The sequence below is a fragment of the Epilithonimonas zeae genome (assembly GCF_900141765.1).
In the GTDB taxonomy this organism is placed as follows: Bacteria; Bacteroidota; Bacteroidia; order Flavobacteriales; family Weeksellaceae; genus Epilithonimonas; species Epilithonimonas zeae.
The window spans coordinates 2,132,462-2,159,235 of the sequence record NZ_FSRK01000001.1 but is presented as its reverse complement, the minus strand read 5'-3'; the positions used below and the strand labels follow the sequence as shown (position 1 = coordinate 2,159,235).

Below are 26,774 nucleotides of genomic sequence, written 5' to 3'. Positions count from 1 at the left end.
CATAAAGAAGCCGATATAGTTAAGCAGGACTTAGCCCTAGTGGGATCAGGCGATAGGTTATTCTGGAAAAAAATGATCATAAATCTAACGAAGTAGAGCAGGCGATTAAAGACTGTCTGGATTTATATTGGACCATATCTCTTAGACATCTTTACCAATGACAATGCTCTGGCTTTACAAACCAGAATTAAATTGGAACAGCTGCTGGAAATGTTGAAATCGATAGAGCATTTGATAATATTAGTAAAACTTGATAAGTGGTGGATATTATCAAACGTAATTAAATAGATATTAAAAATATCCTTTAGATTTTACTAAGCATTAACAAAAATAAAGAGCAACATCAATTCACGTTGCTCCTTGTTAATATATAACAGTTTTTGGAATATCTTACTGTTTTAAGAATTCTATAAGAATTGGATTCAATTCTTCGGCATGAGTAATATTTAGTCCGTGTGGAGCACCTGAAATAACATGATACTGACTATGACCTATCAGTTGCGCTGCCTGATCTCCTGCAGTTTTAATAGGAACAACTTTATCATCATCTCCGTGAACAATTAAGACAGGAACAGTCACTGCACCTACTTCAGATCTGAAATCCGTATTAGCCCAGCTTTCCGCTGCTTTAATTGTTACAATGGGTGAAGCCTGTGAAGCAATGTTCCAGTCGTAATCAAGCTGTTTTTGGCTCACAGATTTTGATAGAATACCATAGTTGTAGAAATCCATGTGAAAACTCTCCAAAAAGTTGAGGCGATCATCTTTGAGGTTGTTTATAATCTCATCAAGTTTTTCCTGCGGAACACCGTCCGGATTATCGTCCTTCTTTTTAACGAGTGGGATGATGGAAGCTACAAGCGCAATTTTTGAGATATTATCACTTCCGTAATTGGTGATGTATCGGATCACTTCACCACCACCCATTGAAAAACCAACAAGTGCTGGTTTTCTAAGTTCCAATTGGGATATCAACTGGTGAAGATCTTCAGCTAATGTGTTGTAATCATAACTTTCGCTGCTTACAAATGACTGACCAAATCCTCTTCTGTCATAAGTTATCACGCGATGTCCTGCATCCAAGAGCGCCTGAATCTGAAGTTCCCAGGATTTTCCGCTTAAGGGCCATCCGTGAATTAAAATAACAGGCTCTCCCTGCCCCAAGTCTTCGTAGTAGATGCTGTATTGTGCATCTTGATCTTTTGTAATGTACGGCATATATTTCTATTTGATTAATAATGTTTTCATATAACCAAACATCAGACCATCAAAATAGTAATGAGTATAGTTAACAGTCATTTTGATATAATGTATAGACCCTGTTTATTAAAAATATTTAAATTATAAATTAAACCTTGATGCCAATATTGGACGCATACAGTATTTTTGCACCCGGATCTCATGCATATATGAGTTTTCATGGTTATTAGTTTTTATCCTCGCCTGGCGGGGATTTTTTTTAGCAGTACATATTTCTCACAGCATTAATTTTCTGGCATTATTTTATCAATTAAAAACTAAATGTAAAAAAAATGAAAGAACTGCTTTTTGAGAATTGGGAAAAACTCGGACAGGTGGCACTAATGACCGTTATTTCATTTGTTATTCTTTTTCTGTTAATAAGAATATCGGGGAAGCGAACCCTGGCCAAATTTAACGCCTTTGACTTCGTGGTAACAGTGGCATTAGGTTCAACTTTAGCTTATATGATGCTGGCCATGGTTCCTTTAGCAGAAGGTGTAATGGTTTTACTGTTAATTATAGCGATGCAGTATTTCTTCGCTAAACTTGCTAGTACTTCAGACAAAATGGAACATTTAATTAATTCGTCACCACGTCTACTTTTCTATAAAGGAGCATACCTCAAAGAAAATATGAGAACTGAAGCAATTACTGTGGATGAAATTTATGCTGTCGTCCGTCAGGCAGGTATAGAAAAATTAGATGAAGTTTTAGCTGTAGTTATTGAACTTAATGGTGAGATCAGTGTGATTAAAAAATCAGATATCATAAGCGGTTCAAGTTCCTTGCAAGATATTAACATTCCTGGCAAGCATTAGGTATTTTAAAATTTATTATTCTAAATATTACGCTCCTAAATAACAAAAGAACCAATAGTGAATAGATTCCACACAAAGTGGGACAGGATGACCCATCTCAAGCTGTTGGTTTTTTGATAGGTTATGCACCATATTATGCTCGTAATGAAGATAAATAATATCATTTCCCACGTAGTAGATTGTCTAAAACTTGCCTGCAAAACAACATAATTAAAAGTAAACAGGAGGTTTGAATATAAAGTAGAGGCAGTCGCATTCCAATGCGGTGTTATATCGGTCAGAAGCCCGCGCCAGTAAAACTCCTCAAAAAAGGGATTGAGTACTGCAATTAAAATATAGGATGTAACTAACATCCAACTACCACAGAAGTTTTTGATGTTGGAAAAGATGTTGGGGTATAGCAAAACGATCAGTAACGAAACTATAGACAATAGCCAATTTTTAGAAGGTCTTTTTAACCATAATGTCACAAGATCAGTTCCACCATTCATTGAGATGAAAAAGATGATCATCATCCATTCTATCATCGTAATCGGAATAAATGACCATTCTATTACCTCATATTTAAATACGAAAGAGCTGCATATATTAAAAACGATAATTATAATAGGAGAAATTATAGTGAGTAAGTCAGAATGTCTTTTCACAATATATTATTTTCATCAATAAACAAATATGTTTAAATTATAGACATAAAACAATAGTTATCCCCTTGTTTTTTTCCATGCGGTTTTCAGAGCTGCGTACTGCTTATTATTTTCTGCTGCTCTCCATTTCTGGTAGAATATTTCTGCAGATTTAGCTTTCTCGGGGTCACCAGTTCCTTTTTTTAATTGGTTGTAATCATTTCCTGTGTCATATTTTTGCCCACCTTTATAATTAAAATAGCGCCGTGCTCTTGTAAATCCCATCTGTAGGTATTTTCTCGCCATATCAGCACCTACAAAATCATTATTTTTCAGGTACTCTAAAAATAATAAGTAAATCTTTTGTGAACTCTCTTTTGCAATTAATTCGGTTTTAAAACGCCAGTAAGGACCGATTTCAGACTTGTAGGGTTCGCATATTAAAACGCCCTGTTCGCCTTTTCCCACTTTATACAATTCAGGATACTTCCTGTAGTCAACATCAGGCTTCCAAGGATAATCTTTCGATTTAAAATTTAAATAGCTGGGTTTATTCTGATTCATAGTTATGATTTTACAAAATAAATGCCCTCAGCTCAAGCAGCGATAATCAAAATTGCAGATAGATACTGAGTGTACAATTCGGATGCTAAATTTAGCGCCAAGAGATAATATTTCTGCAAATTGGCTATGTCTCCTTTTTTATCCCTCAAGCATTTAAGCTAGTAAAGAACTGTAAAAGATGATGGATGTTTTATGAAAATTAGCGTCATTGAATCAATTTAAGTTTCATTGTAACTTAATATAGTAATAAAAAAGGTCTAAAAAGGGATAATATTAGTGTATGGCTTTTATCCCCTTTTAATCATCATCAAATGTAATCCTCAATAATTTAGCTTATTTTTTCAAGCACTTTAAATTTATTATAGGAAACACTAAGCTGCTGTAAATGTTTACCAATTACTGCCTCGCTCTCGCGGCAAAGCTCACCGCTATTGAGCGCATTCTGGAAGGCGTCTATAGCCGCTTTCTCTCCAAAAACTACATTTTCAAGCGTGGATTCAGCTTTATCAGAAGCGAATGTATCCTTAATATCAATCCAGGCTCTGTGGAATGCACCGGAAATGCTGGTTTGATCATCAGGATTTCCACCTTTGCTTTGAATCAGGTCGATCAATTCCTCTTTCATATCCCATGCTTCTGCCACCATATCATCATACGCAGGTCGAAGATCGTTGTAGTTTTCCCATGCCTTTCCGGCGACTTTTGCAAATCCAGCGATTCTGTCATTCGTGATATTAAGCAAATCGTTTAATATCGAAATTGTTTTGTCATTGTTCATAATAATACGTTTTAGTGTACTAGCACATTTGCAAGAATGGTGCCTGTAAAATAAGCAATAACAATTTTAAGATGTATTGAATTCTGATGTTGGAGACTGATTCGCAACCGATAATTTAAAGAAGGATTACTTTGGCGCTTTTTTTTAAAAAATTGACTCTATATGTATAGATGTAAATTTCAACAAATCGTAATATTTTTATTAGAAAAATTTAATATAAATATGTAGACTGAACTGTGCTTGAACATAAAATTAATGTGATATATTTGAGCTGCTAAATGATAAAACTACAAAACTTTTTCATTTTGTGACAGGCCTTAAAGCTTCTCCTTCAACTGCAGGTCTGCGGTCTAAAATAGTGGTTACATTATGGATGATTCCAGTCCCGTTTTTTTGTAGTCTTATTGTCTTCAATGATTCAAATGATATGTTTCCGCTGGGGGATTGTTGATCCTTTAAGATCTTTAGGTTTAATACCTTCATATATGAAATCGATGTCATCATGTCAAATAATGTTGGAGATAGCTATTGTAGCTCCTCTATTTGAAGAATGTGCTTTTCGAGGACCCTTACAAAATAACGTAAAATGGTTTAGGTTGGCTCTGGTTGCATTATTAAATACTGCCGCTTGGCAATAGCCGGTGTAAGTGTAGAATTAATTTTAATTATTCAATATTGCCTTTATATTTTTCAGCACCGTTAATATAGAGTATTGATTTGTTGGAATCATACTTATAATTTGAGTAGCCGTAAGTATTCTTGTCAACCTTCTTAAGTATCATCTGATCAGAACCATTAGGCAGAAAGAGTTCTATTTTTGAGTGATCGTCATTGTAAATGATGAATGCACTGATAACCTCTTGGTCTTTGCCGATTTCAATTGGGTTCAATCTAAAACCCTGGTTAAATACCTGTATGCAGTCCTGTTTTAGTTCGCTCCAACTTTGTCCTGCAGAAGACAAGCACCCGTGATTATCCTTTTTTCCCCCTAAGATAGGTCCATTGTCATTGTGTGAATCTTGAGGGGCGTCAGCAGATTTATTGCAAGCAAGTATTGTAGCAGCACAAAATATGCTGAGTGTAAATCTTTTCATAGAAGTTTGATTAATAATTCTTTACTAACAATACAAATGCCAATAATCTCAAAAAAAACAATGCAAACGCGAAATTGGACTTTTATCTATTTTAAAAGCTTATGAGCGGGCAGTATAACGGGTGCTACTATGCCTAGAGTGCCACCTTAAAACAATTGATTTTCTTTTGTCATAATTTAATATGATTATTGTAATATAAATGTATATTTGCGAAAATACTTAAAACTAATAATTATATCCAATATATGATATGAAAACTACAATTTTAACGTGCGTTATATTTAGTCTCTGTTTTTCATACGAAATTTCTGCGCAAGAATCTTTGACTACAGCCGGTATAACAGCTTCAAATATCTCAGGAAGCGTCAGCGCTACAATAGGACAGACTTTTAATGATACTGCAATATCTTCAGCAGGAAGTGCTGCACCAGGTGTACAACAGGCCTACGAAATTACCGAGAGCCTTGGTATTAATATCACTGAAATAACCTTAAATGTAAGTATCTATCCAAATCCGACAACAGATTACCTCAATCTAACGGTTGGACTTTCAGACTTCAATAAGTACCGTTATGAACTGGTTGACAACAGCGGAAAATTATTAAAAGCAAAGTCCATCGGCCAGTCGAAGACTTCTATAGCGATGTCATCTTATCCAGCTGCAATCTATTACTTAAAAGTATCTAAAGGCGGCAGAGCTATTAAGATATTTAAGGTTCTTAAAACAGATAAATAACATAAAATAAAATTAATTACCTATGAAAAAGCTCTACTTTTTAGCGGCTTCACTGGCTGCTGTCATGGCATTTTCTCAAGTTCAGGATGCGATGAGTTATCAGGCTATCATCAGAAATTCAAACAACGAACTGGTTAAGAGCCAGAATGTCGGGATGCGGTTTTCAATCTTAAAAGGTTCAGCAACAGGACCTGTCGTTTACTCAGAAATTCAGTCTCAACCCACTAATGGTAATGGTCTCGTTACAGTTAAAATTGGATCCGGTAATTTACTTAGTGGTTCGTTTTCAAGTATTGACTGGGGTTCTGATACCTATTTTATTAAGATTGAGACAGATCCTACGGGTTCTAGTAACTACACAATAACCGGAACCTCTCAGCTTTTGAGCGTTCCCTATGCTTTATATGCTAAAAATTCAGGAAGTTCAATCCCTGGTCCCAAAGGAGATACAGGTGCTACTGGCGCAGCTGGTCCTCAGGGTATTCAGGGACTGCCGGGGGTGACCGGAGCAACAGGTGCACAAGGTCCACAAGGAGAAACTGGTGCTCAAGGAGTAACCGGTCCTCAAGGAATTCAGGGTATTCAAGGTGTTACTGGTGCTGCAGGATCAAAAGGAGAAACTGGTGCTCAAGGTATAACAGGCCCTCAGGGGATTCCAGGCGCTACCGGCGCAGCAGGATCAAAAGGTGAAACTGGTGCTCAAGGTATAACAGGTCCTCAGGGAATCCAGGGAATTCCAGGCGTTACCGGCGCTACAGGATCAAAAGGTGAAACTGGTGCTCAAGGTATAGCGGGTCCTCAGGGAATCCAGGGAATTCCAGGCGTTACCGGCGCTACAGGATCAAAAGGAGAAACTGGTGCTCAAGGTATAACAGGTCCTCAGGGGATTCCAGGCGCTACAGGATCAAAAGGAGAAACTGGTGCTCAAGGATTAACCGGTCCTCAAGGAATTCAGGGAATTCAGGGTGTACAAGGTGCTACAGGTCCTCAAGGAGTTCCGGGAATTATCGGTGCCACAGGTTCAAAAGGAGACACGGGCGCGACTGGTCCTCAGGGTCCTCAAGGAATTCAGGGAATCCCAGGTCCTCAGGGATCAGTAGGAAACACAGGTCCTGTTGGTCCTACAGGAGCTGCTGGAGCAGGAGCTATTAATGGATCTGCAGGCGGACAAATCTATCTGACGAATGCTACAGCACCATATTCTGCAGGAAATCCAGTAACTATGACAGGCAATGTTACAATAGATGCAACCGGTGCAACCACAATATCATCAAATGTTGTCAGCAACGCTATGGTAATGGCTAACGCAATAACCACTTCTAAAGTGGCCAATGGTACAGTAACGACCAGTAAGATGGCAGATGGTGCCATTACAACATTGAAAATGGCTATGGATTCAAATGTTCCTGCGAATTCTGTACTTATGAGTGCTACAGCAACAGGACAGTATCCAAGCAGTGCATGGCAGGCCGGAGTGGCATGGACTCCCATAACAGTTAATAAAATAACAACTACATCAGGTACGCCAAGTGCAAGCACTTTCCTAAGGGGAGACGGTACGTGGGCCTCTCCGGGAAGTGGAGGTGGAAGCGGCTTGTCTATGATTACAACCACAACAACCCAAACTTTGCCTTCAGCTGCACCTATTCAGTATGCTGTTGCTCTAACTGGCGCCAATGTAGGAGATACTGTTGTTATCAATCCTCTGACGACTATTAATGCAGGACAATATCTTCCTGTATTTTACGGTACTGTAACTGCTGCTGACAGCGTCCGTATTTACGTGTATGATGTTGGTGATTTTGGTAATAAAACATTCACATTTAAAGTTTCGGTCATACGATAATAAATATAATAAAGCACCTTATTTCAAGGTGCTTTGTTTTTTCCTATGGTATTTATCTAATGTGGATTTCATTTAACTACCATTAATCTGCATTATAAAATTCCCAGATAGAATTAATTTTTTATGTTATCAGTCATTCTTGACAAAATTGTCATCTGCATTTTCATCAATTGGGATGTAAAGTCTTTCCCATGATTTACTTTTTACCATATCCCAGCTGTGACCCTTTCCTTTAAGATCTTCTGCCAAAAGTACTGTTCCGGGTTTAATAATAAAGGTTGAGCCATCTGTCACTTTAAATCGAATATTTCCCTTCAGAGTAATAACATATTGCCTTCTTGGGGCTGGATGTGCATTTTTTTCCCAGTCTTCGGTCTTATTGCTCATCCAGAATGTTGTAGTATTTAGATGCTTCAGAGTCGGTATCCTTCCTTTCTCGAATGTACAAGAACCATCCGGATTATTGATAAGTCTTACTGCGGGAATATAATCTTTTGATTCCTCCTTATTGACTTTGATGCTAAGGTTTTTATTCTCTTTGTTTTGTGCATTCATTATTCCAAATGAGCTTAAGGCTAGGACAAAGCTAAGACCTTTAATGATGTTTTTCATTGTAAAATTGATGTTATTTTAGGATTAATTATAGACGGTATCATAAACCAGCATTTTCTCAAACATTGGTTTGTATTTTTTAACTAGGGCAAGGTGATCAGGAAGTTTTCCATAAGCTTCAAGCTCTTCCAGACTTTCAAATTCCATTGAACAATTATAAGTATAACTACTGTCTAAGACAGCTCTCGGACTTGAGCCTGCTGGTTTCCCGTAACGTAAATTTTTCTGATAAGGTAATTTTTTAAGGCCTTCAAAAAAGTTTTCAAAGTCCTTCACTTCCGCTGCGGAAAGGTCTTTTCTAAGCCAAAAGAATAAATTATGTGTGTACACTTTTTTAGGTTTTATGGTATTGGTATTAGGTAAAACTGATGCGAGCATACTTCCAGAAATTAACATAAGGACAGAAGCCTGTAACGATCTGAATAAGAATTTTCTTCTTTCCATTTTCTTCATTTTTTTTAATTAAAATCAATTCTATATTTAAGGACAAATTGCCACTGTCTGTCAGAAACAATACCTTTGTTTAAAGCATCTCCAGTGAATATTGGTCGGTTTTGAGCATCGAATGTCAATCGGGACGACATTCCGTTCATCAGTAATGAAATTCCTGCATCATAAACAATTACATTGTCCTGAAGTCCTTTAAGGTTAGATAGTTGCATTCCCACTGCGGGCTGTAATTGCAGATTCTTTTTATCTTTATTAAAATAAGGCAGTGTTCCTCCAACTTGTACATAATAGGTATTTCCGGTTCCGATCACGGGCATTGCATTTCCAGCCCCATTCAGACTTGCTTGCGAAGCATTAACGGAAGTTGCGGGATTATTGGTTCCAACATATCGTACGTAATTGGGGCCATAATCATTGTACATAGCCATCCCATAAGCGCTGACTGAGCTTCCTCTGTCTTTGTTAATTGGTGCGTCATAGAACAGATCGACTGCATAATTCTGCATATCATCATTCTGAACATTATTATTAAAGTCTTTATGCCAGGTTGCATTATGAATGTAATCGAATCCTGCATCTAGACTCAAAACGTTCTTTTTGCCACCATATGTTCCAGAATTGAAAGGTGTGGAGATATTTTCTTTATCCAAAAAGGCATAACGGAAATAACCTGAGAAATCCTTACCCGGAGAATTTTTACTGAAGGTAGCTACATTCACTTTTGGTTCTGCAGTTGCCATTGTGTAAGGGTCTGCCACAACTAAGCGGTAATCTAATCTTCCTAATTGTCCTTTAGCATAAACACTTAATTCTCTAACAGTGTAATCTGTTGCTCCGGCATTTGAAGTGGCGTAAGCTGGCAAATCGTATAGCAAAGTATTCAAAGGTCCTGTTGTGAATCTCGATAATCCTCTCCAGGTTGAACGTCCGGCTCCAACGGCTATCTTATCATTAAATGCATATTCCGCGTATGCATCCAAGAGGTCGATATAATTACTTGCTTTCGCATTCATATTGACATTGGTAGTTCCAGCCTGCAAAACGAACATTAGTTTTTCTGTTGGTTTATATGTCATTTTCACCCTTACTCTTCTAAGAGACAAATCTGAAACATCCGATTTCGATTGATCATTGATGAGACTTCCCGGATTTAGTTGTGTATATCTTGCCCATAATTCAGCATAGCCACTAAAAGAAACGTAACGCGTATGTTCGTCATTAAGATAATGGGTGAGTCCTGGATTATTAAAGTCATTTTTTTTCTGAGCCTCCATTTTAACTGACATCCCCAATATGGTAAGTAATGTCAGGCCGGCTTTGATAGATTTTTTGTTCATAATATTAATTGTCCTCTTTTTGTTGATTTCAACGGGACAAAATTACTTTCTGAATTCTCGGATCGCCGTTAGAAAACTATTAGAAAATCTTTAGAATTTCATTAAAAGACTTTAAAAATGAAAATATGAGATACCTTTGTGTAAGATTTAAAGATTAACCGATGAAGGTTTTAATTATAGAAGATAATGTCCGTGTATCTGCACTTTTGAAAAGAGGTCTGGAAAGTCAGGGTTATCAGATTTACATTTCGGAAGATGCAGAAGATGCATTAGTGATGATAGATAGAATTGAGTTTGACCTCGTAATAACAGATATTATGCTTCCCAAAATGAACGGAATCGAATTGAGTAGATTGATCAAGAAAAAAAATCAAGAACTCCCTATAATTATGTTAACAGCTTTGGGAGCTATTGATGAAAAGATTGAAGGTTTTGATGCAGGGGCAGATGATTATATGGTGAAGCCATTTGAAATCAGAGAACTTTATGCCAGAATAAAAGCTATACTTGTAAGAAAGTCTTCCTCACAATTGAAAAATGAAGATTCTAATTATATCGAATATCACAATCTTCTAATTGATAAAAATACCAATCGCGTTTTTAGAAACCGGAAGGAGATCAATCTCACACCGAAGGAATTCAAGCTTTTGGTTTTTCTGATGAGTAATGCGGAACGTATTTTAACTCGAGATGAAATCGGTGAAAATGTGTGGGGAAATCATTTTGATACAGGAACTAATTACATTGATGTCTATATTGCTTATCTCAGAAAAAAAATTGATAAAGATTTTGACGATAAACTAATTCATACAAAACCGGCGATGGGATTTATTTTCACAAATCAATTAAAATGAAAATAGCCACAAGAACAGCGCTCATTTACGCTTTACTGACTGCTGGAATACTTTTCGTTTTTGCATATGTGCTTTATTTTGTTTCCGAGAAAAATAGGGAAGATGAGTTTAACGATCGATTGGGTTACAAGATTATTTGGAGATCAGAATTTATCTTCGATGCTAAAATTGATAATTTAAAAATTAAGGAGCTTCACGAACGCAACAAAAAAATGCTAAATGAAGCTGATATCAGTGTTTACAACAGCAAAAAAGAATTAATTTTTACTGATATCAATCCTTCTTCTAAAAACCACTATTATCTAAATCAACTGATAAAATCAAAAGAAAATCAAATCACCTGGCATAGAAAGGAACGTCAATATATGGCTTTTAAATATAGGTTTGGTGATAATGAGTTTTACATTATCGGCAGCGCAATAGATGTTACGGGAATCGCACATATTAAGGAATTTAAAAAAGATGTTATTGTCATTTATTTTATCTCTATCGCCGTTATTTTCATTATTGGTTTTTTGTTTTCTTATTATACTTTAAAACCTTTGAAAGATATCATTCTTCAGATAAGAGATATTTCTGAACATAACCTCCACAAAAGATTGGTTGTACCAAAGGCTAAAGATGAAATCTATGAATTGACGGAAACATTTAATTCGACCTTCAACCGTTTAGAAAAATCTTTCAATAACCACAAGCAATTTGTAACGACTATTTCCCATGAATTCCGAACACCACTTTCAATACTTATAACAGAACTGGAATTAGCTAAGGAATTAAATACAACCTTAGAAGATTATAAAAACTCAGTTGATAATGCTTTGCAGGATGCGCAACAGGCTTCGGAGCTTTCATCCGCTCTGTTAGATTTTGCAAGAGCCAGTTATGATGTATCACAAATAAGTTTTGTAAATCTACGGCTGGATGAGGTTTTAGCAGAGGCTAAAATTGCGTTACTACAGAAAAATCCGGATTACAGGGTGGGGATTAATTATGTCAATGGATTGGCTGATAATCAAGAAAACAGTTATGATTTTTGGGGAAATCCATACCTGTTACAAATTGCATTTCTAAATTTAATGGAAAATGCCTGCAAATATTCTTCAAATCAATATTGTCTGGTAGAAATTGAAGTGGTAAACGGAAATTTAAAAATTAATTTTATAGATCAGGGCATTGGAATCTCAGTGGAAGATCAGTCAAAAGTCTTTGATTTGTTTTACAGAGGCGATAATAAAAATTATCAAAAAGGAAATGGCATTGGATTATCCATCGTATCCCGAATTATTGAAGTACATCAAGGAGAAATATCATTAAAGTCCGTCCGTTCAGAAGGAACGGTTTTTATTGTCGATTTTAAATCTTACAAAAAATTCCAAGTCTAGATTAATCTTGAATTATTAAATAAGGTTTCTGGAATTCTATCAATTTTACCCTCTAATGTTTTGCAGTATTGCCGACCAGTGAGGTGATGGTGTTTAAAAGATTAATATCATGAGCTTATGGATTATCTTAATAAACTTCATATCGACGTTTCTTCCGAACTTAAATAACCTTTAAGTCTGTTTCAGCTTTACTTCAATTACATGCAGACAACTGTTGTTTGTGTGAGCTATTTAGTGGGTTAATTAATGACAATTACAAAAAGGTATTTGTAAATTTTTTTGTGATAAGATAAATGCTGTTAGATGAACAGGCATTAGCATTCGCTGTTGCGGCAAGATAGTTGTATTTAGCTAAAAACCAAACAAAATATAAACTATGATTGTAAAGTTACAAAAGGAACTTAAGTGTAAAAGTAAGCATTCTGATAGCTTTCGTTCGGAGGTTCTGGAAGGTCTGTCTAGTAATCCCAAAAGATTAGCTTCAAAATATTTTTACGATGAAACTGGTGACCGTCTATTTCAACAAATTATGGCAATGCCGGAGTATTACCTCACCAATTGCGAATTAGATATTTTTCAGAATAAAACTGACGAACTTATCAAAGCCATATCCAATATTAATGAATCTTTTGACCTGATTGAATTAGGGGCTGGGGATGCAATGAAATCATCTTTTCTTCTTAAAGATCTTGTGGCAAAATCAACAGATTTTACGTACATGCCTATCGATATTTCAGGAAATATTCTAAGTGTATTGCAGGAAAATATGAATCGAACAATTCCCGAACTAAAAATTATTCCTTTAGAGGGTCAATATTTTGATATGTTGGACGAAGCAACTTATATTTCAAACAGAAAAAAGGTTGTATTATTTTTAGGAGGAAATATCGGTAATATGGATATTGAAGAAGCCCGTCGTTTTTGTAGTGAAGTAAGAAGAAAGCTCAATCCCGGCGATTTGTTTTTGATAGGTTTTGATTTTAAAAAAAATCCCCATACGATTCTTGCAGCATATAATGATTCTGCAGGAATTACGGCGTCATTCAACCTTAATCTCCTCACAAGAATCAATCGTGAACTCCATGCCGATTTTGACGTGGAACAGTTTCAGCATTATCAGACTTATGACCCCATTTCAGGAGCTTGCAAAAGTTTTCTCGTAAGTCTTTGTGACCAAAAAGTCAAGATTAACAATCATTCAATTTATTTTAAAGCAAATGAATTGATCGATATGGAAATCTCACAGAAATTTTCAGAACAGGATGTTAAAGATTTGGCAAAAGATTCAGGATTTCACATTCTTACAGAAATTAATGATTCTAAAAACTGGTTCGTAGATTCTATTTGGATGGTGTAATTTAAATTGGTTATTATGAGAACAGATCAACTACCAAAGAAAACAATGCCCGTAAGAAACTGGGCAGAAAAATATACACAAATCCGAAACCAGTCCATTGAAATCTGCAGACCTCTTGAAATAGAAGACTATGTTGTTCAGCCTATTGTTGATGTGAGTCCGCCCAAGTGGCATTTGGGTCATACAACCTGGTTTTTTGAAACCTTTATCCTGAAACCTAATTTTCCGGGTTATGAGGTTTTTGATTCGCAATATAATTTCGTTTTCAACAGCTATTATGAAACGGTAGGCGCACACGTTATCCGTACAGACCGAGGTAATCTCAGCCGCCCATCCGTTTCAGATGTTTATCGGTACCGTGATTATGTTGATGAAAAAATGATCGAATTCCTACAAGGCGATTATTTAACAGAATCTTTGCAGTCATTATTGGAATTAGGGCTAAACCACGAACAGCAGCACCAGGAATTATTACTTACAGATATTAAATATATTTTAGGCCACAATCCCTTATTCCCTGCTTATAAGAACGACCTAATCTCTCCAAGTATAAAAATTAATACAAGTGAATTCATTAGTTTTTCAGAAGGTGTCTATGAAATTGGCTTCCAGGGAGAAGGTTTTTGTTTTGATAACGAACTGGGAAGGCATAAAGTTTATCTTAATGATTTTGAAATGGCCAGCCAGCTGGTTACCAACCGGGAGTATTTGGAATTTATCGAAGCAAATGGCTATCAAGATTTCCGTTACTGGCATGCTGAAGGTTGGGATTGGGTCAAACAAAATGAAACAAAATCCCCATTATATTGGCATTTTATCGATGGGAAATGGATGAATTACACTTTAAACGGGTTGCAGGAAATTAATCTTGATGAACCGCTTTGTCATATCAATTTCTTTGAAGCGTCTGCTTTCGCATCCTGGAAAGAAATGCGTCTGCCTACTGAAGCAGAATGGGAGGTGGCAAGTAACCATTTTGAATGGGGAAAACGCTGGGAATGGACAAATAGTGCCTATTTACCATATCCGGGATTTAAAAAAGAAGCTGGCGCAGTGGGCGAATACAATGGAAAATTTATGGTGAACCAAACTGTTTTGCGCGGTGCTTCTGTGGCGACACCGATTGGGCACAGCAGAAATACCTACCGTAATTTTTTTTCGACCCATTTACAGTGGCAATTTACAGGGATTCGTTTGGCTAAATAGTGTTAGATGATTACAGTAGAATCGGTTTCTAAATTATTTGAAGGAATACCCGCAGTCGATGATATTTCTTTTCAGGCTAATGACAAGGAGATATTGGTGCTGTTAGGAACGAGCGGCTGTGGGAAAACCACCACGCTGAAGATGCTTAACCGCCTTATCGATGCTGATGCCGGAACCATTCACATCAATGGAAAAAATATCCGTGAGCAGAAAGTGGAAGACTTACGAATGGGTATGGGTTTTGTCATGCAACATTCCGGTCTGTTTCCCCATTATACCATTCAGAAAAATATTGCTGTAGTTCCTGATTTATTAAAATGGGATAAAAAAAAGACGGCAACCAGAACTGAAGAACTACTTCACAAACTACATCTAACACTAGATATTCTCGATAAATTTCCCAATGAGCTAAGCGGAGGGCAGCAACAAAGAGTGGGGATTGCCAGAGCTTTGATCGCCAATCCGCCAATTCTGCTGATGGATGAACCGTTTGGAGCATTGGATAATATCACAAAAGCCGATATTCATGAAGAGTTTAAATCGTTAGAAGAACTAAAAAATAAGACCATTGTTTTGGTCACCCACGATGTTCAGGAAGCTTTTGAACTGGGACACCGGATATGTCTGATGAACCAGGGAAAAATTATTCAGACAGGAACACCTAAAGAAATGCTGTACCAAGCTAAAAACGATTTCGTGACAAATTTCTTTTCAGAAAACCGGTTGCTTCTCGAGTATAAAACAACACTCTACAGCGATTTAAAATCTTTAACCAATTTCAACAATGACACAAACTTCCAGTTCTCAGATGATACAGATATATGGACCATCCTGCAGAAGCTAAGTTCAGATCATTCTCTGAATGAAGATTACGAAACGCTTGTAAGAGCATTTAACCAGTACAGAAAACTCCAGATGTTATGACACAGCAAAGTCTTTGGCAGTTTATCTCGGATCAGCATGACAAATTACTGATCCAAATCACACAGCATCTGGGACTGACCTTTTTATCTTTGCTATTAGCCATTGCCATCGGCCTGCCTGTGGGAATTCTAATTGCAAAAAAAAGAAAGCTGGCCAGTCCTGTATTAGGATTTGCCGGAATACTGCAGACCATTCCAAGCATTGCTTTATTAGGCTTTATGATCCCAGCCTTCGGAATTGGTGCCGCGCCAGCCATTGTGGCTTTACTGATTTATGCCCTGTTACCAATTATAAGAAATACCTATACAGGAATTACCGAAGTCAATCCAACAGTTATAGAAGCGGCTAAAGCCATGGGAATGAACCGGAAACAAATGCTTTTAAAAGTAGAACTTCCGTTGGCAATGCCTGTGATTATAGCAGGCATCAGGACGGCAGCGGTGATCAATGTCGGCGTGGCAACTTTAGCTTCCTTTGTTGCGGCAGGAGGTCTGGGTGAATTTATTTTTGGTGGCATTTCCCTGAACAATACCAATATGATTTTGGCAGGTGCCATACCTGCAGCTTTACTGGCTATTATTCTGGATCAGACAATTGCACTGTTGCAAAAAGCAGGTTACCGCTATCTGAAGAGATTAAAATATTGGATTCCTGTTATTGTACTTATTTTTGCTGTCATTTATTATAGTAACTCAAACTCAGACAATCACTTAAAAGCAGGTTTCACACCAGAGTTTATGGGCAGGCAGGATGGCGACTTGGGACTGCGATCTGTGTACCATCTCGATTTCAATCCCGTAGTTGTAAGTGATGCGATAATGTACAAGGCAATCTACGAAAAAGAACTCGATCTGATCAGCGGCTATTCAACGGACGGAAGAATCAAAGCCTTTGATCTCTATGTCCTGAAAGATGATAAAACCATTTTTCCACCATACTTTGCAGCGCCGATCATTAAAAAAAAAACTTTACAGAAATTTCCTGAACTCAAAGAAACTTTGAATATGTTAAGCGGAAAATTGAATGATTCGATTATGACAGATCTGAATTATAAATCAGATTACCTCCATCAGACACCTGAAAAAATTGCCAGAGATTTCCTTATAAAAAATAATCTGTACAAAACACCACAAAAAGGCAACTCTGGAACATTAAGAATTGGCTCCAAAATCTTCGGTGAACAATACATCCTCGTGGAAATGTACAAAATGCTTATCGAAGGCTACACCAATAACAAAGTCGAAACAAAGACAGGTCTGGGCGGCACTAAAATCTGCTTCGATGCCCTGATGAATGATGCCATTGATTTTTACCCTGAATACACCGGAACTGGACTTTTGGTTCTTCTCAAACCATCGGAATCTATTTTAAAACATGTCACGCAAAGTCCTGAAAAGACATACGATTATGTCCAGTCGGAATTTAAAAAGCAATATGGCATGGAATGGCTCCAGCCCCTTGGCTTCAATAATGCCTATGCTCTGATGATGAGGAGAAAGCAGGCCGAACAACTGAAGATTAAAACCATCTCCGATTTAAAGAACTATCTGGATTCACAGTAATAAATTTTAAAATGAAATACAATTTCGATGAGATTATAGAAAGAAGAGGGACGCACTCTATTAAGTGGGACGCTGTGGATGAAGCTATTTTGCCAATGTGGGTTGCCGATATGGATTTTAAAACTGCACCTGAAATCACAGATGCCCTTTCAAAAAAGATAGCACAAGGTATTTTTGGTTACAGCAGCATACCCGCTGAGTTTTATGATGCTGTTATAGATTGGTGGAAATCAGTTCACCGGTATCCCATCAAAAAAAATCATATACTGCCCGGTCCCGGAATGATCCCGACATTATCAGCTATTTTAAGAACATTTATCAAATCCGGAGACACCATCATTATCCAGCCTCCCGTTTACAACCATTTTTATCATTTTATAGAAAACTGCGGATTCGGGATGTCAGAGAATAATCTGGTCTACAAAGACGGTCATTACCAAATCGATTTCGATGACCTAGAACTCATAGCATCAGATCCTAAAAGCAAGCTGTTACTTTTGTGCAATCCTCACAATCCTGTAGGAAGAGTCTGGAAAAGAAGTGAACTGGAACGCATCGCTGAAATCTGCTCCAGACATCAGGTGATGGTCATTTCAGATGAGATGCATGCCGATATTGTATATGAAGGGCATCAGCATATACCGTTCATATCGGTTGCTGAACGATATAATCTGAAGGCAGTGACTTGCGGCTCACCATGCAAAACTTTTAACCTGGCAGGTTTGCCTATTTCATATGTCATTTCTAAGAATGAAGAAATTCTAAGTAAAATCCAAAGAACATTCGAAATTCAGGAGTCGGGTTATCCCAATTCTATTGCCGTAACAGCATTAATCGCTGCCTATAAAAACGGAGCCGGGTGGATGGAAGCAATGAAAGACTATTTATATCAGAATTTACAATATCTGAAAAACTACATCGATAACAATGTGCCTGATATCAAAGTCATTCCCTTAGAAGCCACTTATCTCGTATGGCTGGACTGTCATTCCTTAAATACAAGTTCTGAAGTATTATACAAAATCTTGCTTGAGGAAGAAAAACTTTGGGTCAATCCCGGTACAATGTACGGCGAAGCAGGTGAAGGTTTTCTACGAATCAATATCGGATGCCCAAGAGAAATACTGTCAGATGGATTAAACAGACTAAAAAATGCAGTCAGTAAGATTAAAAACGCATATTGATATGCTATTATGCCGACTTCTACTATCTAGTTTGAAATGACCATCTGGATATTGATGTATATCATCGTTAATCAATCATTTCCAAAATTTTGTCAAGAGATGATTTTTTATGATTTATAATGATGAGTTGGCTTTTATCGTCTAAAAAGAACTTTTGGACAAATTCTTGGTCTGAAGGATACTTCCATTTTTCCAGCTCTGTGAACTTGGATTTTATCAAACTGAGTTTCTGTGCACTGTCCTTTGATATAATAACAACCTTAGTAAGCGGTGTTTTTTCATATTATCAATACTGGCAGAAGATATCTCTGATTCATTTTCCTCCATAGAGCGAAAACGAAACTTTCGGCGTATTGTTTTGAAATCATTTTTGTTTTCAGATATTATGTATCTGTAAGTCATTAGGTTTTGAGATTCATTGATCCTGCCATATTTGAGTCTTCCTTTATTTTTTGTAATAAAAGAGATCTTATAAAAACTCAGGACATCGTAGATTGGTGACATTGCCGTATTAAAAGGATTATCCTTATTAAAATGGACTAGACTGATGAGTGGATGCTGCGGTGCGGGCAGGCCAAAAGCCTGATGGCTTTCAGATATCGAGATGAAGCGGACCAATTTGTCTTCTTTGGGTTTCATACTATAAATGTATGAAAAACCTATGACCAAAGATCATAGGTTATACTAAAAACTACCAGGGAAGAATATTATCTTTCCCACTGAAATCGGCAGGGCCTGTAAAGCTCCCGGTCGGAAGGTCTTCCGACAAAGCTACCCGGATCGGTTCCTTCGAACCTTCCTCTACAGAGTCCGTTCCCTGGAATTATTGAGCGCCGTAGTTGTAAATCCCGGACTTACCAGATGCACCTTGATGCCGGTGTTCTCCAAGTCGATAGCAAGTGAAAGAAAATATTCCGTTAAGCGCCGTTTTCGAAGCGCCATATACAGCATCAAAATTAGAACGGTAAGGATTTTCCGGATTGGCATTGGCCGTAAGCGATTCCAAGGCACTTGAAACCGTCACGATCCTTGCATTATCTGCTTGATGTAACAGGGGCAACAAGGCCTATGTTAACGCTAATGTTCCGAATACATTCGTATCCCAAACTGTTTTAAGCTCATCAATAGGTGCTATACTGGCACGCTGTGCACCCATAATCTCTTCCAAAGTGCGTCCGGGAATACCAGCATGGGAGATCGCTGCATTATTGACCAATAAGGTCAGATAACCGTATTCTTTTTCAACGATCTCTACTGCGGAACGAATAGACCCTGAATCCGTAATATCCAGCTGAATTGCTTTTGCCGATCCGCCCAGCTCCTGAACAGCAGCTTCACCCTTTACAAGGTCACGAGAGCCTACATAAACGGTGTAGCTATTCTCTACAAGCGCTTTAGCAATCTGAAATCCTACACCAGTGTTGGCACCCGATACCAGGGCTACTTTATTTTCATTATTCTGCATAATTTTAATATTTTTAACTGATGAAGCAAAGTTGCCAATAAAAATAACAACGGATGTATCTCAATCAAAACTAGTTGAAGCCCAATCAAAGATTACAATATGCAGTATAGTTTACTTATAGATTATAAGAGTTATCTTTACAAAACCTTACATGCGCTTCTGTACTCTAGAAAAGCATTGCCAAAAGCTTCCGTAGCCTCAAAATTACTGATTTGATATTCTTCATTTAAACCTGTTGAATTAGAAAATTTAAGTCTTCCATATTGCACGACAGGGATTTGATAATTGCTTTTAAATCGCTTATCAGGCGTTCCGTTTTTATTCACTTTAGCCCAGGTTTTCCGGATGATTTTCGAATCTCTTGGGACACTGCTGGTTTCAGTAAAACTGACAGACGAAAATATCAGGCTGAGTTCGTCAATCCCTACAAGGGCAAAGTTCTGATTATTGGTATACATTAGGACAAAGGTGGGGTAGAAGTATAGGTCAGCACCATTTATATTTTGAAAGTAGAGTGCCTCATAGTTAGATTTGATAATGGGAAGAGATCGAAATCCGAACTTAGCATCCCTTCTGTTGACAACGGTACTGGCACTGGAGCGGGTAGCTACCCGATCTTGATAGTGCGCGCCGGTAATATCCCATATCCGATGGGATGCACTCAAATTTTTAAAAGCGTTATACAGCCGATCAAATTTCTTTTTCGTGGGATCATCAAACTGGATATCGATATTGACGGCTGAATTATCAATCACGATTTGTGTTTCCTTGATGGCTTCTTTTTGAGCATTGATGTCTTCATTTATTTTCGGGACAACGGTTTTGTTGATCAGGCCGTAGATAAAAAGATAGCTGGCTATTTTCTTGGTTTTGCTATAGCCTAGTGCAGTTTTCATTTTCCTTAAATCAGCCTGCAGTTCTGCTTTTTGCTGTTGGGCAACCAAAATAGATTCTTTGATTCCCATCATATTTTGCGAGGTGATTTCATGCAGATCTGCACTGAAGATATTATCTGATAACTCTTTGTAAGTAGGTTGTGGATTAGGATAAGATTGAGGATGCCGTCTTTGTGAAGATCGTCCTGAGAGATCGTATGAATTTGAAAATCCCAAAACATTGGTGTTTAGTCTGGTTCCCGAAGATTTGAAATTGAGACTTGCACCTTTCACGCCAATACTTGTAGAGATACCGCTTTTGCTGAAATTCAAATGCACACCTGGGATTATTTTGATTCTTTTTCTATATGACCAAGCCATGATATAATTTTAATAGTGTTTGTAAGTACAAATCTAAATCACGGCCGTTCGGATTTTTTACGGAAAACCATACTTTGCTAATAATTGTTCATAAATCCTTTCATTGTCAAATCTTATAAGATTGAAAATTCAAAACTTGAAAATGATCTCATTTAACTACCATTAAATCGATTATTTTAATTTTTACACCGATTATTATCCCGCCTAGAATTGTTGTTCCCCACACGATAGGCAAATTCCTTCCATATTCATAACGTTACCTTTGCAATCACCAACATAGCAATCAATTCTTTCGACCTCATTATCATGATTACAATTTATACAATAAACTGTACTTGAGAACTTATCATTAGGCGCTAGAAAAGCCCATTTACTTTTCATATAATCATTTTTTCTTGTCATCTCAAATAAACAAGTAGGGCAAATGTATCTTCTTCCTACAATATCAAAAGAAAGAAAAGACTTCAATTTGGTGACACCTATCGTTGCTTCAAGAAAATCTAGATATTTATAAGATTGGATACTCTCAAAATCCCAATCATAATATCCAAAAAGAGGATTTTTTTGTCTACCTTCCTTCAAATCAACAAACCAACTTGCTTTTCCGAAAAATAGAGTATAAGCCTTTAGTATATCTAATATAATTTCTTCAGCAGAGTTAATATATACACCACTACCATGGATTGCTAAATTTCTTTTTTTGCGAACGCCTTCAATAAAATCTATTGTTTTTTGATCTAGTTGAATGTCGTCGCACACTGCACAGAATGTGTGTAATAGATTTTCACCAGCTATTGTAAATAAACTATCGTAGCTTTTATGATGGCTGTTGGGTAGTGTTGGCCAGTCAGACCTTTTTTGTTCGAGGAGTAAATAAGGCGAACTTTTAACAATTACTCCTTTCATATAAGTTTCAATACCTTGATGTAATAAAATAATTGCTGTTCTTGATATTGGTAGATTATGCTCCCAAATTATATTCAAAGGTACTTCTTCATATATATTTTCATCATCGTATTCCTTATAATTGCTGTAGATTGTAAAGAATGATTCAATAGCCTGAAGAAAACATTCTTTTGCAACTTTTTCGAAGTCATTATGACTTGGTAAATTAGTAATCATTGCTAAGTTTTATTTTCGTGGGATTGGTAAAGTGCAGAGATATCAACTACTTTATAAAAATAAAGATTTATATCATAAGTTCACGAAGTATTTAAATCAAAACAAATTCTTTTTGATCACAGACGCACCACCACAAAATGCGGAGGAGCATAAATTCTTAGAAGAGATGAAAGATGTCCCATCTTACGAGAAATTACCTTATCGGACTTTTTATCGGACTTTTAATTAATATTAGGAACTGAAAATCAGATTGTCTTAACAATGCTTATGAAGCTGCAACTTCATATAATCCTTTGCCAATAATAATGAGCTGTTGTTTAAGTTCGTTACTGAATGTAATAATGAGCTAAGCATAATTGGTAATGAGAGAGAGGCTTGTATAATGTATATGAATTTGATAATCATAAATTTTTATTTTAATATTATCTGCATAATAATTAAATTATTTGGTAATTATCTTTCTCAAAAAAGGATATATTTGTTATAAATAAATAAGCCGACACAAAAGGGATAAATTTAAATAAGGTGGTATTATGGCAAAAAGAATTTTGATTTTTGATGATGATGAAGCGATTCTTGATGTGTTGCAACTCGTGCTTTCGGGTGTGGGCTACGATATTGTGGTATCCAATACATCCAATCAGGTTATCAAGGATGTTACCGACTTTCTCCCAGATCTTATTCTAATGGACCATCATATTCCCAATATCGGCGGATTGGAAGCTGTAAAATTATTGAGAGAACACGATCGATTCAGGAATATTCCGATTTTGTATGTCAGCGCAAGCAATGAAATCAAAAAATACAAGGAGCATTCTGGGGCTGATGATTATATTAAGAAGCCATTTGATATTGAGTATCTGGAGAAAAAAATTGCCCGATATTTAGCCTAAGAATTCGAAACTCACGATATAATTTTTGAACATGATTAATTTTTTTTCTGCTTTAGGCACCGATGCATTGTTCGAGATCCTTAAACAATCGAATGATGCTACCGCTATTTATACAGGTGAGGAAATCAATATACAGTTTGCTAACGATGCTATGCTGGAAATCTGGGGTAAAGATGAATCTGTTCGCGGAAAAAGGTTTGAAGATGCTTTGCCTGAAATGGAAGGGCAGCCATTTACACAGCTTCTCAAAAATGTATGGCGTACAGGCGAAGTGTACGAAGCGCACAACACAGCTGCCACTTTAGAAATCAATGGCAAAATGATTACCTCCTTCTTTGATTTTACTTATAAGCCTATTAAAAATAAAGAGGGTGAAGTGTACTGCATACTACATACGGCCACCAATGTTACAGAGAGACAGAAAGCCTGGGAACTCGTTCAGGATCGAGAAGATCAATTGAGGGTTGCCAGTGAAGGTCTCAATTCCTTAAATGAAGAGTTGCGATCCAGCAATGAGGATTTAGCAACCATTAACAAAGAATATGTTGCAACGAACAAACAGCTTGACAATGCTAACCGGCAGATTTATTTTCTTAATGATCAGTTGAAGCAGGAAAACTTTCATCTGTTACTTGATAAAAAGGTACAAGAAAATGATATTTCCGATCTTAGCCTGAAAAACAAAAGTCTAAGCGGCATCAATAATGATCTTCAAAATCTGAACGACACCATTGTTAAACTGAACGAAAAGCTTACCACCAGTGAGATGAGTTTTCGGGATCTGATTATGCAGGCTCCTGTAGCGATGATGCTGGTAAAGGGTGATGATTATATTGTCACAATGATTAACGTAACGATGCTGGAGCTAATTGGCAAGGATGTATCTATTGTTGGTAAACCGCTTTTCGAAGAACTTCCAGAACTCAAAGGCCAGAGAGCTGCGAATATGCTAGTTGATACCTATGAAAAAGGCTTAAGACATTCGGATGAAGCTAATCCCGTAACCCTTAATAGAAATGGTCAGCTTGAACAAGGTTACTTTAACTTCAGTTATACACCTTATGTTGAGAACGGTGTCGTTACAGGTGTGATAGATATGGCGCTTGAAGTCACAACACAGATTGTAGCTAATCAAAAGCTGGAGAATACCATTAGGGAAAAGATTAAATTGGAGGAAAGTCTCCGTAATAGCGAACAGCGCTTAAGAGCAATACTGGAAACCATGGCAGAAGGTGTTGGCGTAACTGATGCGACCGGACAGATGGTTTATGCTAATCCTATGGCTCAGCAGATATTGGGGCTTAAGGAAAGTGAGATCAAAAAACGAACTTACTATGACGCTCTATGGCAGAATCTTCGTATTGACGGCACGCCATTACCTCCGGAAGAGCATCCTATGGCTATTATGATGACTACAAAAAAGCCGGTATTTGATTATGAAATTGCTGTTCAGCCGCCTGACAGGGATAAATTCTATCTTTCTATTAATGCGGCGCCAATGTTTGACAGTGCAGGTAATTTGATAGGTGGCATTGGAACTTTTATGGATGTTACAGCGAGGCGATTGGCCTCACAGGGAAAAGACGATTTTATCAGCATTGCCAGCCACGAGCTGAAGACACCGGTGACTGCTCTGAAAGCTTCTTTGCAGCTACTTCAAAGAGCTACGACTTCACTATCTGCAGATACCAGAGCAAGACTTCTTGAGCAGTCCGTTAAAAGTCTTGATAAGCTTACAAAGCTGATTGATGGTTTATTGGATACAAGCAGAATGGATCATGGCCAACTGAAGCTTAATAAGCAGTCATTTATTATTTCAGAGCTTTTTGAAGACTGTTGTTCAAACTTCGCTCAGAATACGGATCAAAAAATCACTTTTGAAGGCGATGTGGATCAGGAGGTGATTGCAGATCATCAGCAAATCGGTCAGGTCATGGTTAATTTTATCAATAATGCCATCAAATATGCTCCAGAATCCGATATATTGATCAAAGCTGAGGTATTGCATAAAAAAGAAGTGAAGTTTAGTGTAAGAGATCAGGGACCGGGTATCCCGGAAGATAAAATAGGACATCTCTTTGAACGTTATTACAGAACCAATTACCAAGGACAGAAATTCTCCGGCCTGGGTTTAGGTTTATATATCTGTGCTGACATCATTAAAAATCACGGTGGCAAAATAGGTGTAGAAAGCGAAGTAGGAAAGGGAACAACGTTTTGGTTTATTCTTCCATTGTAAACCCATTGATAGTAATTAGATAATTTAAACTTTGTAAAGCATCTTCTGGTGTTATTATTGATAGACAGCCTTTATGAAAAAAATCTATGTGGTTGAAGATGACCAGGGAATCAGAGAAGTACTTGAAGTATTTCTTGGTCTTGAAAACTTTGAAGTGCAGTCCTTTGCCTCAGTTTCAGAATTTAAAAAACGAGATACTGCTTCTCATCCGGATCTGTATCTTTTTGATGTACGGTTGCCTGACGGATCAGGAACCGACTTATGCCAGCATGTTAAATCTATCCGCGGCAGCAAAAGTATTCCTGTCATTATGATGAGTGCCCACGCATCCGTACAGGATATTTCTCTCCGCTGTTCTCCCGATGATATTATACCCAAGCCTTTTGATATCGTCGTCCTTCTTGAGAGAATCCGTGCTGTGCTGAAGACCTAATTACAGCTTTTGATTATCATTTGATAGACTCTAAAGTAATATTCGGTTTTTTCGTACTGTCTTATGAATTACAAAAATAGTCTCTTGGGGAGTATGGTTTAGATATTGTAATGCTTCGTTAACATTAATAAATAAACCAGGACAAATGATTGTAAAACCTTCTCAATTTGGAGTGAATGCCGATGAACTTTCAGTCCGGTCATTAATCTATTTTATCATTGAGCTTGATAAACTGCTAAAGTATATAGGCAAGAGGCTTTTATCCTCTGGAGAAACAATTGCAATAGCAGAAAGCGTCACTTCTGGATTTCTGCAATTTTCATTTTCCCAGATGAAAGATGCTTCCCAATTTTACAAGGGTGGAATGACCGCTTATACACTTGAAGAAAAAGTTAATTTGTTAGATGTCAATCAGGAGCAAGCTTTAAATTGTAATAGTGTTTCAGCGGGTATTGCTGAGACAATGGCATTGAACGTTTCCAGATTATACAATTCAGATTGGTCCATTGCGGTAACTGGTTATGCATCACCGGTTGAAGAATCTAACGGAAAACTATATTGTTATTTTGCGATCAGTTACAGAGGAGAGAAGATCCTATCTGAAAAATTGGATTTGCATTCCAGAACTAAATCTGTTAATGCGCAGTTATACTATTCAGAATTTATATTAGGCTGTTTTAAAATAGAATTGGACAAACAGCAGGAAAGTAGGGCGTCATAGCGACATTGAAGGAATTACGTGATTGACGTGAGAAGTGATAATTTTGAAATCACAATACCATCCAGATTTAAAT

At 37.1% G+C, this 26,774-nt stretch carries 26 protein-coding genes; 14 read left to right on the top strand and 12 right to left on the bottom strand.

Going from position 1 to position 26,774, the window contains the following annotated elements; genetic code table 11:
• Positions 1-390: 390 nt before the first annotated feature.
• Positions 391-1,218 (bottom strand): alpha/beta fold hydrolase, encoded by an 828-nt coding sequence (locus tag BUR19_RS09870; RefSeq protein ID WP_074235164.1) that lies wholly within the window; start codon positions 1,216-1,218, stop codon positions 391-393.
• Positions 1,219-1,532: 314 nt separating this feature from the next.
• Here BUR19_RS09870 and BUR19_RS09865 point away from each other — a divergent pair, with 314 nt between their 5' ends.
• Positions 1,533-2,060 carry a DUF421 domain-containing protein gene (locus BUR19_RS09865; RefSeq protein ID WP_074235163.1) on the top strand — a complete coding sequence of 176 codons (528 nt, stop codon included), beginning with the start codon at positions 1,533-1,535 and terminating at the stop codon, positions 2,058-2,060.
• A 35-nt stretch (positions 2,061-2,095) separates the two neighbouring features.
• Here the strand turns inward: BUR19_RS09865 and BUR19_RS19275 are convergent, their stop codons facing one another.
• The 4 genes from BUR19_RS19275 to BUR19_RS09840 form a co-directional block, all read right to left on the bottom strand.
• A complete protein-coding gene (locus tag BUR19_RS19275) occupies positions 2,096-2,413 on the bottom strand; it encodes a CPBP family intramembrane glutamic endopeptidase (protein WP_379955526.1) in 318 nt (105 codons plus the stop codon).
• A 351-nt stretch (positions 2,414-2,764) separates the two neighbouring features.
• Positions 2,765-3,250, bottom strand: coding sequence for a DUF4385 domain-containing protein (locus BUR19_RS09855; RefSeq protein ID WP_074235161.1), 486 nt, complete (start codon positions 3,248-3,250; stop codon positions 2,765-2,767).
• A gap of 328 nt (positions 3,251-3,578) precedes the next feature.
• Positions 3,579-4,028, bottom strand: coding sequence for a ferritin-like domain-containing protein (locus tag BUR19_RS09850; protein WP_074235160.1), 450 nt, complete (start codon positions 4,026-4,028; stop codon positions 3,579-3,581).
• A 665-nt stretch (positions 4,029-4,693) separates the two neighbouring features.
• Positions 4,694-5,122 (bottom strand): hypothetical protein, encoded by a 429-nt coding sequence (locus BUR19_RS09840; protein ID WP_074235158.1) that lies wholly within the window; start codon positions 5,120-5,122, stop codon positions 4,694-4,696.
• A 322-nt stretch (positions 5,123-5,444) separates the two neighbouring features.
• Here BUR19_RS09840 and BUR19_RS09835 point away from each other — a divergent pair, with 322 nt between their 5' ends.
• A complete protein-coding gene (locus BUR19_RS09835; RefSeq protein WP_074235157.1) occupies positions 5,445-5,858 on the top strand; it encodes a T9SS type A sorting domain-containing protein in 414 nt (137 codons plus the stop codon).
• A 22-nt stretch (positions 5,859-5,880) separates the two neighbouring features.
• The gene (locus BUR19_RS09830) at positions 5,881-7,704 is read left to right on the top strand and encodes a collagen-like domain-containing protein (RefSeq protein ID WP_083600732.1); all 1,824 of its coding nucleotides are present in this window, start codon (positions 5,881-5,883) and stop codon (positions 7,702-7,704) included.
• 129 nt (positions 7,705-7,833) lie between these two features.
• On the opposite strand, the gene BUR19_RS09825 is transcribed toward BUR19_RS09830, so the two are convergent.
• Genes BUR19_RS09825 through BUR19_RS09815 form a run of 3 tightly spaced genes read right to left on the bottom strand, consistent with a single transcriptional unit; the run spans position 7,834 to position 10,103 of the window.
• Positions 7,834-8,316, bottom strand: a complete 483-nt coding sequence (locus BUR19_RS09825; RefSeq protein WP_074235155.1) for a cupin domain-containing protein — start codon at positions 8,314-8,316, stop codon at positions 7,834-7,836.
• 24 nt (positions 8,317-8,340) lie between these two features.
• Entirely contained in the window at positions 8,341-8,760 is a 420-nt protein-coding gene (locus tag BUR19_RS09820) for a Dabb family protein (RefSeq protein ID WP_074235632.1), read from the bottom strand.
• Between the two features lie 14 nt (positions 8,761-8,774).
• Entirely contained in the window at positions 8,775-10,103 is a 1,329-nt protein-coding gene (locus BUR19_RS09815; protein WP_074235154.1) for a hypothetical protein, read from the bottom strand.
• Positions 10,104-10,264: 161 nt separating this feature from the next.
• On the opposite strand from BUR19_RS09815, the gene BUR19_RS09810 reads away from it, so the two are divergent.
• From BUR19_RS09810 to BUR19_RS09780, 7 genes are all read left to right on the top strand, one after another.
• Entirely contained in the window at positions 10,265-10,957 is a 693-nt protein-coding gene (locus BUR19_RS09810; protein ID WP_074235153.1) for a response regulator transcription factor, read from the top strand.
• A complete protein-coding gene (locus tag BUR19_RS09805) occupies positions 10,954-12,339 on the top strand; it encodes a sensor histidine kinase (RefSeq protein ID WP_074235152.1) in 1,386 nt (461 codons plus the stop codon). Before BUR19_RS09810 ends, BUR19_RS09805 begins: the two co-directional genes overlap by 4 nt.
• A 376-nt stretch (positions 12,340-12,715) precedes the next feature.
• On the top strand, positions 12,716-13,696 hold the full coding sequence (gene egtD, locus BUR19_RS09800) for an L-histidine N(alpha)-methyltransferase (RefSeq protein WP_074235151.1): 981 nt from the start codon (positions 12,716-12,718) through the stop codon (positions 13,694-13,696).
• A gap of 15 nt (positions 13,697-13,711) precedes the next feature.
• Positions 13,712-14,902: an ergothioneine biosynthesis protein EgtB gene (egtB, locus tag BUR19_RS09795; RefSeq protein ID WP_379955383.1), complete on the top strand. Its 1,191-nt coding sequence runs from the start codon at positions 13,712-13,714 to the stop codon at positions 14,900-14,902.
• 6 nt (positions 14,903-14,908) lie between these two features.
• The gene (locus BUR19_RS09790) at positions 14,909-15,826 is read left to right on the top strand and encodes an ABC transporter ATP-binding protein (RefSeq protein ID WP_074235150.1); all 918 of its coding nucleotides are present in this window, start codon (positions 14,909-14,911) and stop codon (positions 15,824-15,826) included.
• Positions 15,823-17,388, top strand: a complete 1,566-nt coding sequence (locus BUR19_RS09785) for an ABC transporter permease/substrate-binding protein (RefSeq protein ID WP_074235149.1) — start codon at positions 15,823-15,825, stop codon at positions 17,386-17,388. Before BUR19_RS09790 ends, BUR19_RS09785 begins: the two co-directional genes overlap by 4 nt.
• Positions 17,389-17,399: 11 nt before the next feature.
• Positions 17,400-18,572 (top strand): MalY/PatB family protein, encoded by a 1,173-nt coding sequence (locus BUR19_RS09780; protein ID WP_074235148.1) that lies wholly within the window; start codon positions 17,400-17,402, stop codon positions 18,570-18,572.
• 823 nt (positions 18,573-19,395) lie between these two features.
• Here BUR19_RS09780 and BUR19_RS19065 read toward each other — a convergent pair.
• The 4 genes from BUR19_RS19065 to BUR19_RS09760 all read right to left on the bottom strand — a co-directional run bounded on the left by BUR19_RS19065 (position 19,396) and on the right by BUR19_RS09760 (position 22,415).
• Positions 19,396-19,632 (bottom strand): hypothetical protein, encoded by a 237-nt coding sequence (locus BUR19_RS19065; protein ID WP_221407779.1) that lies wholly within the window; start codon positions 19,630-19,632, stop codon positions 19,396-19,398.
• Between the two features lie 6 nt (positions 19,633-19,638).
• Complete coding sequence (locus BUR19_RS19060; protein WP_221407778.1) at positions 19,639-20,037, bottom strand: SDR family NAD(P)-dependent oxidoreductase; 399 nt, start codon at positions 20,035-20,037, stop codon at positions 19,639-19,641.
• Between the two features lie 137 nt (positions 20,038-20,174).
• Complete coding sequence (locus BUR19_RS09765) at positions 20,175-21,293, bottom strand: DUF4236 domain-containing protein (protein ID WP_074235147.1); 1,119 nt, start codon at positions 21,291-21,293, stop codon at positions 20,175-20,177.
• A 204-nt stretch (positions 21,294-21,497) separates the two neighbouring features.
• The gene (locus BUR19_RS09760; protein WP_074235146.1) at positions 21,498-22,415 is read right to left on the bottom strand and encodes a hypothetical protein; all 918 of its coding nucleotides are present in this window, start codon (positions 22,413-22,415) and stop codon (positions 21,498-21,500) included.
• A 533-nt stretch (positions 22,416-22,948) separates the two neighbouring features.
• On the opposite strand from BUR19_RS09760, the gene BUR19_RS09755 reads away from it, so the two are divergent.
• From BUR19_RS09755 to BUR19_RS09740, 4 genes are all read left to right on the top strand, one after another.
• The gene (locus BUR19_RS09755) at positions 22,949-23,308 is read left to right on the top strand and encodes a response regulator (RefSeq protein WP_074235145.1); all 360 of its coding nucleotides are present in this window, start codon (positions 22,949-22,951) and stop codon (positions 23,306-23,308) included.
• A 31-nt stretch (positions 23,309-23,339) separates the two neighbouring features.
• Positions 23,340-25,547, top strand: coding sequence for an ATP-binding protein (locus BUR19_RS09750; protein ID WP_074235144.1), 2,208 nt, complete (start codon positions 23,340-23,342; stop codon positions 25,545-25,547).
• Between the two features lie 73 nt (positions 25,548-25,620).
• Positions 25,621-25,980: a response regulator transcription factor gene (locus tag BUR19_RS09745; RefSeq protein ID WP_074235143.1), complete on the top strand. Its 360-nt coding sequence runs from the start codon at positions 25,621-25,623 to the stop codon at positions 25,978-25,980.
• A 145-nt stretch (positions 25,981-26,125) separates the two neighbouring features.
• On the top strand, positions 26,126-26,701 hold the full coding sequence (locus tag BUR19_RS09740) for a CinA family protein (protein ID WP_083600729.1): 576 nt from the start codon (positions 26,126-26,128) through the stop codon (positions 26,699-26,701).
• Positions 26,702-26,774 lie beyond the last annotated feature (73 nt).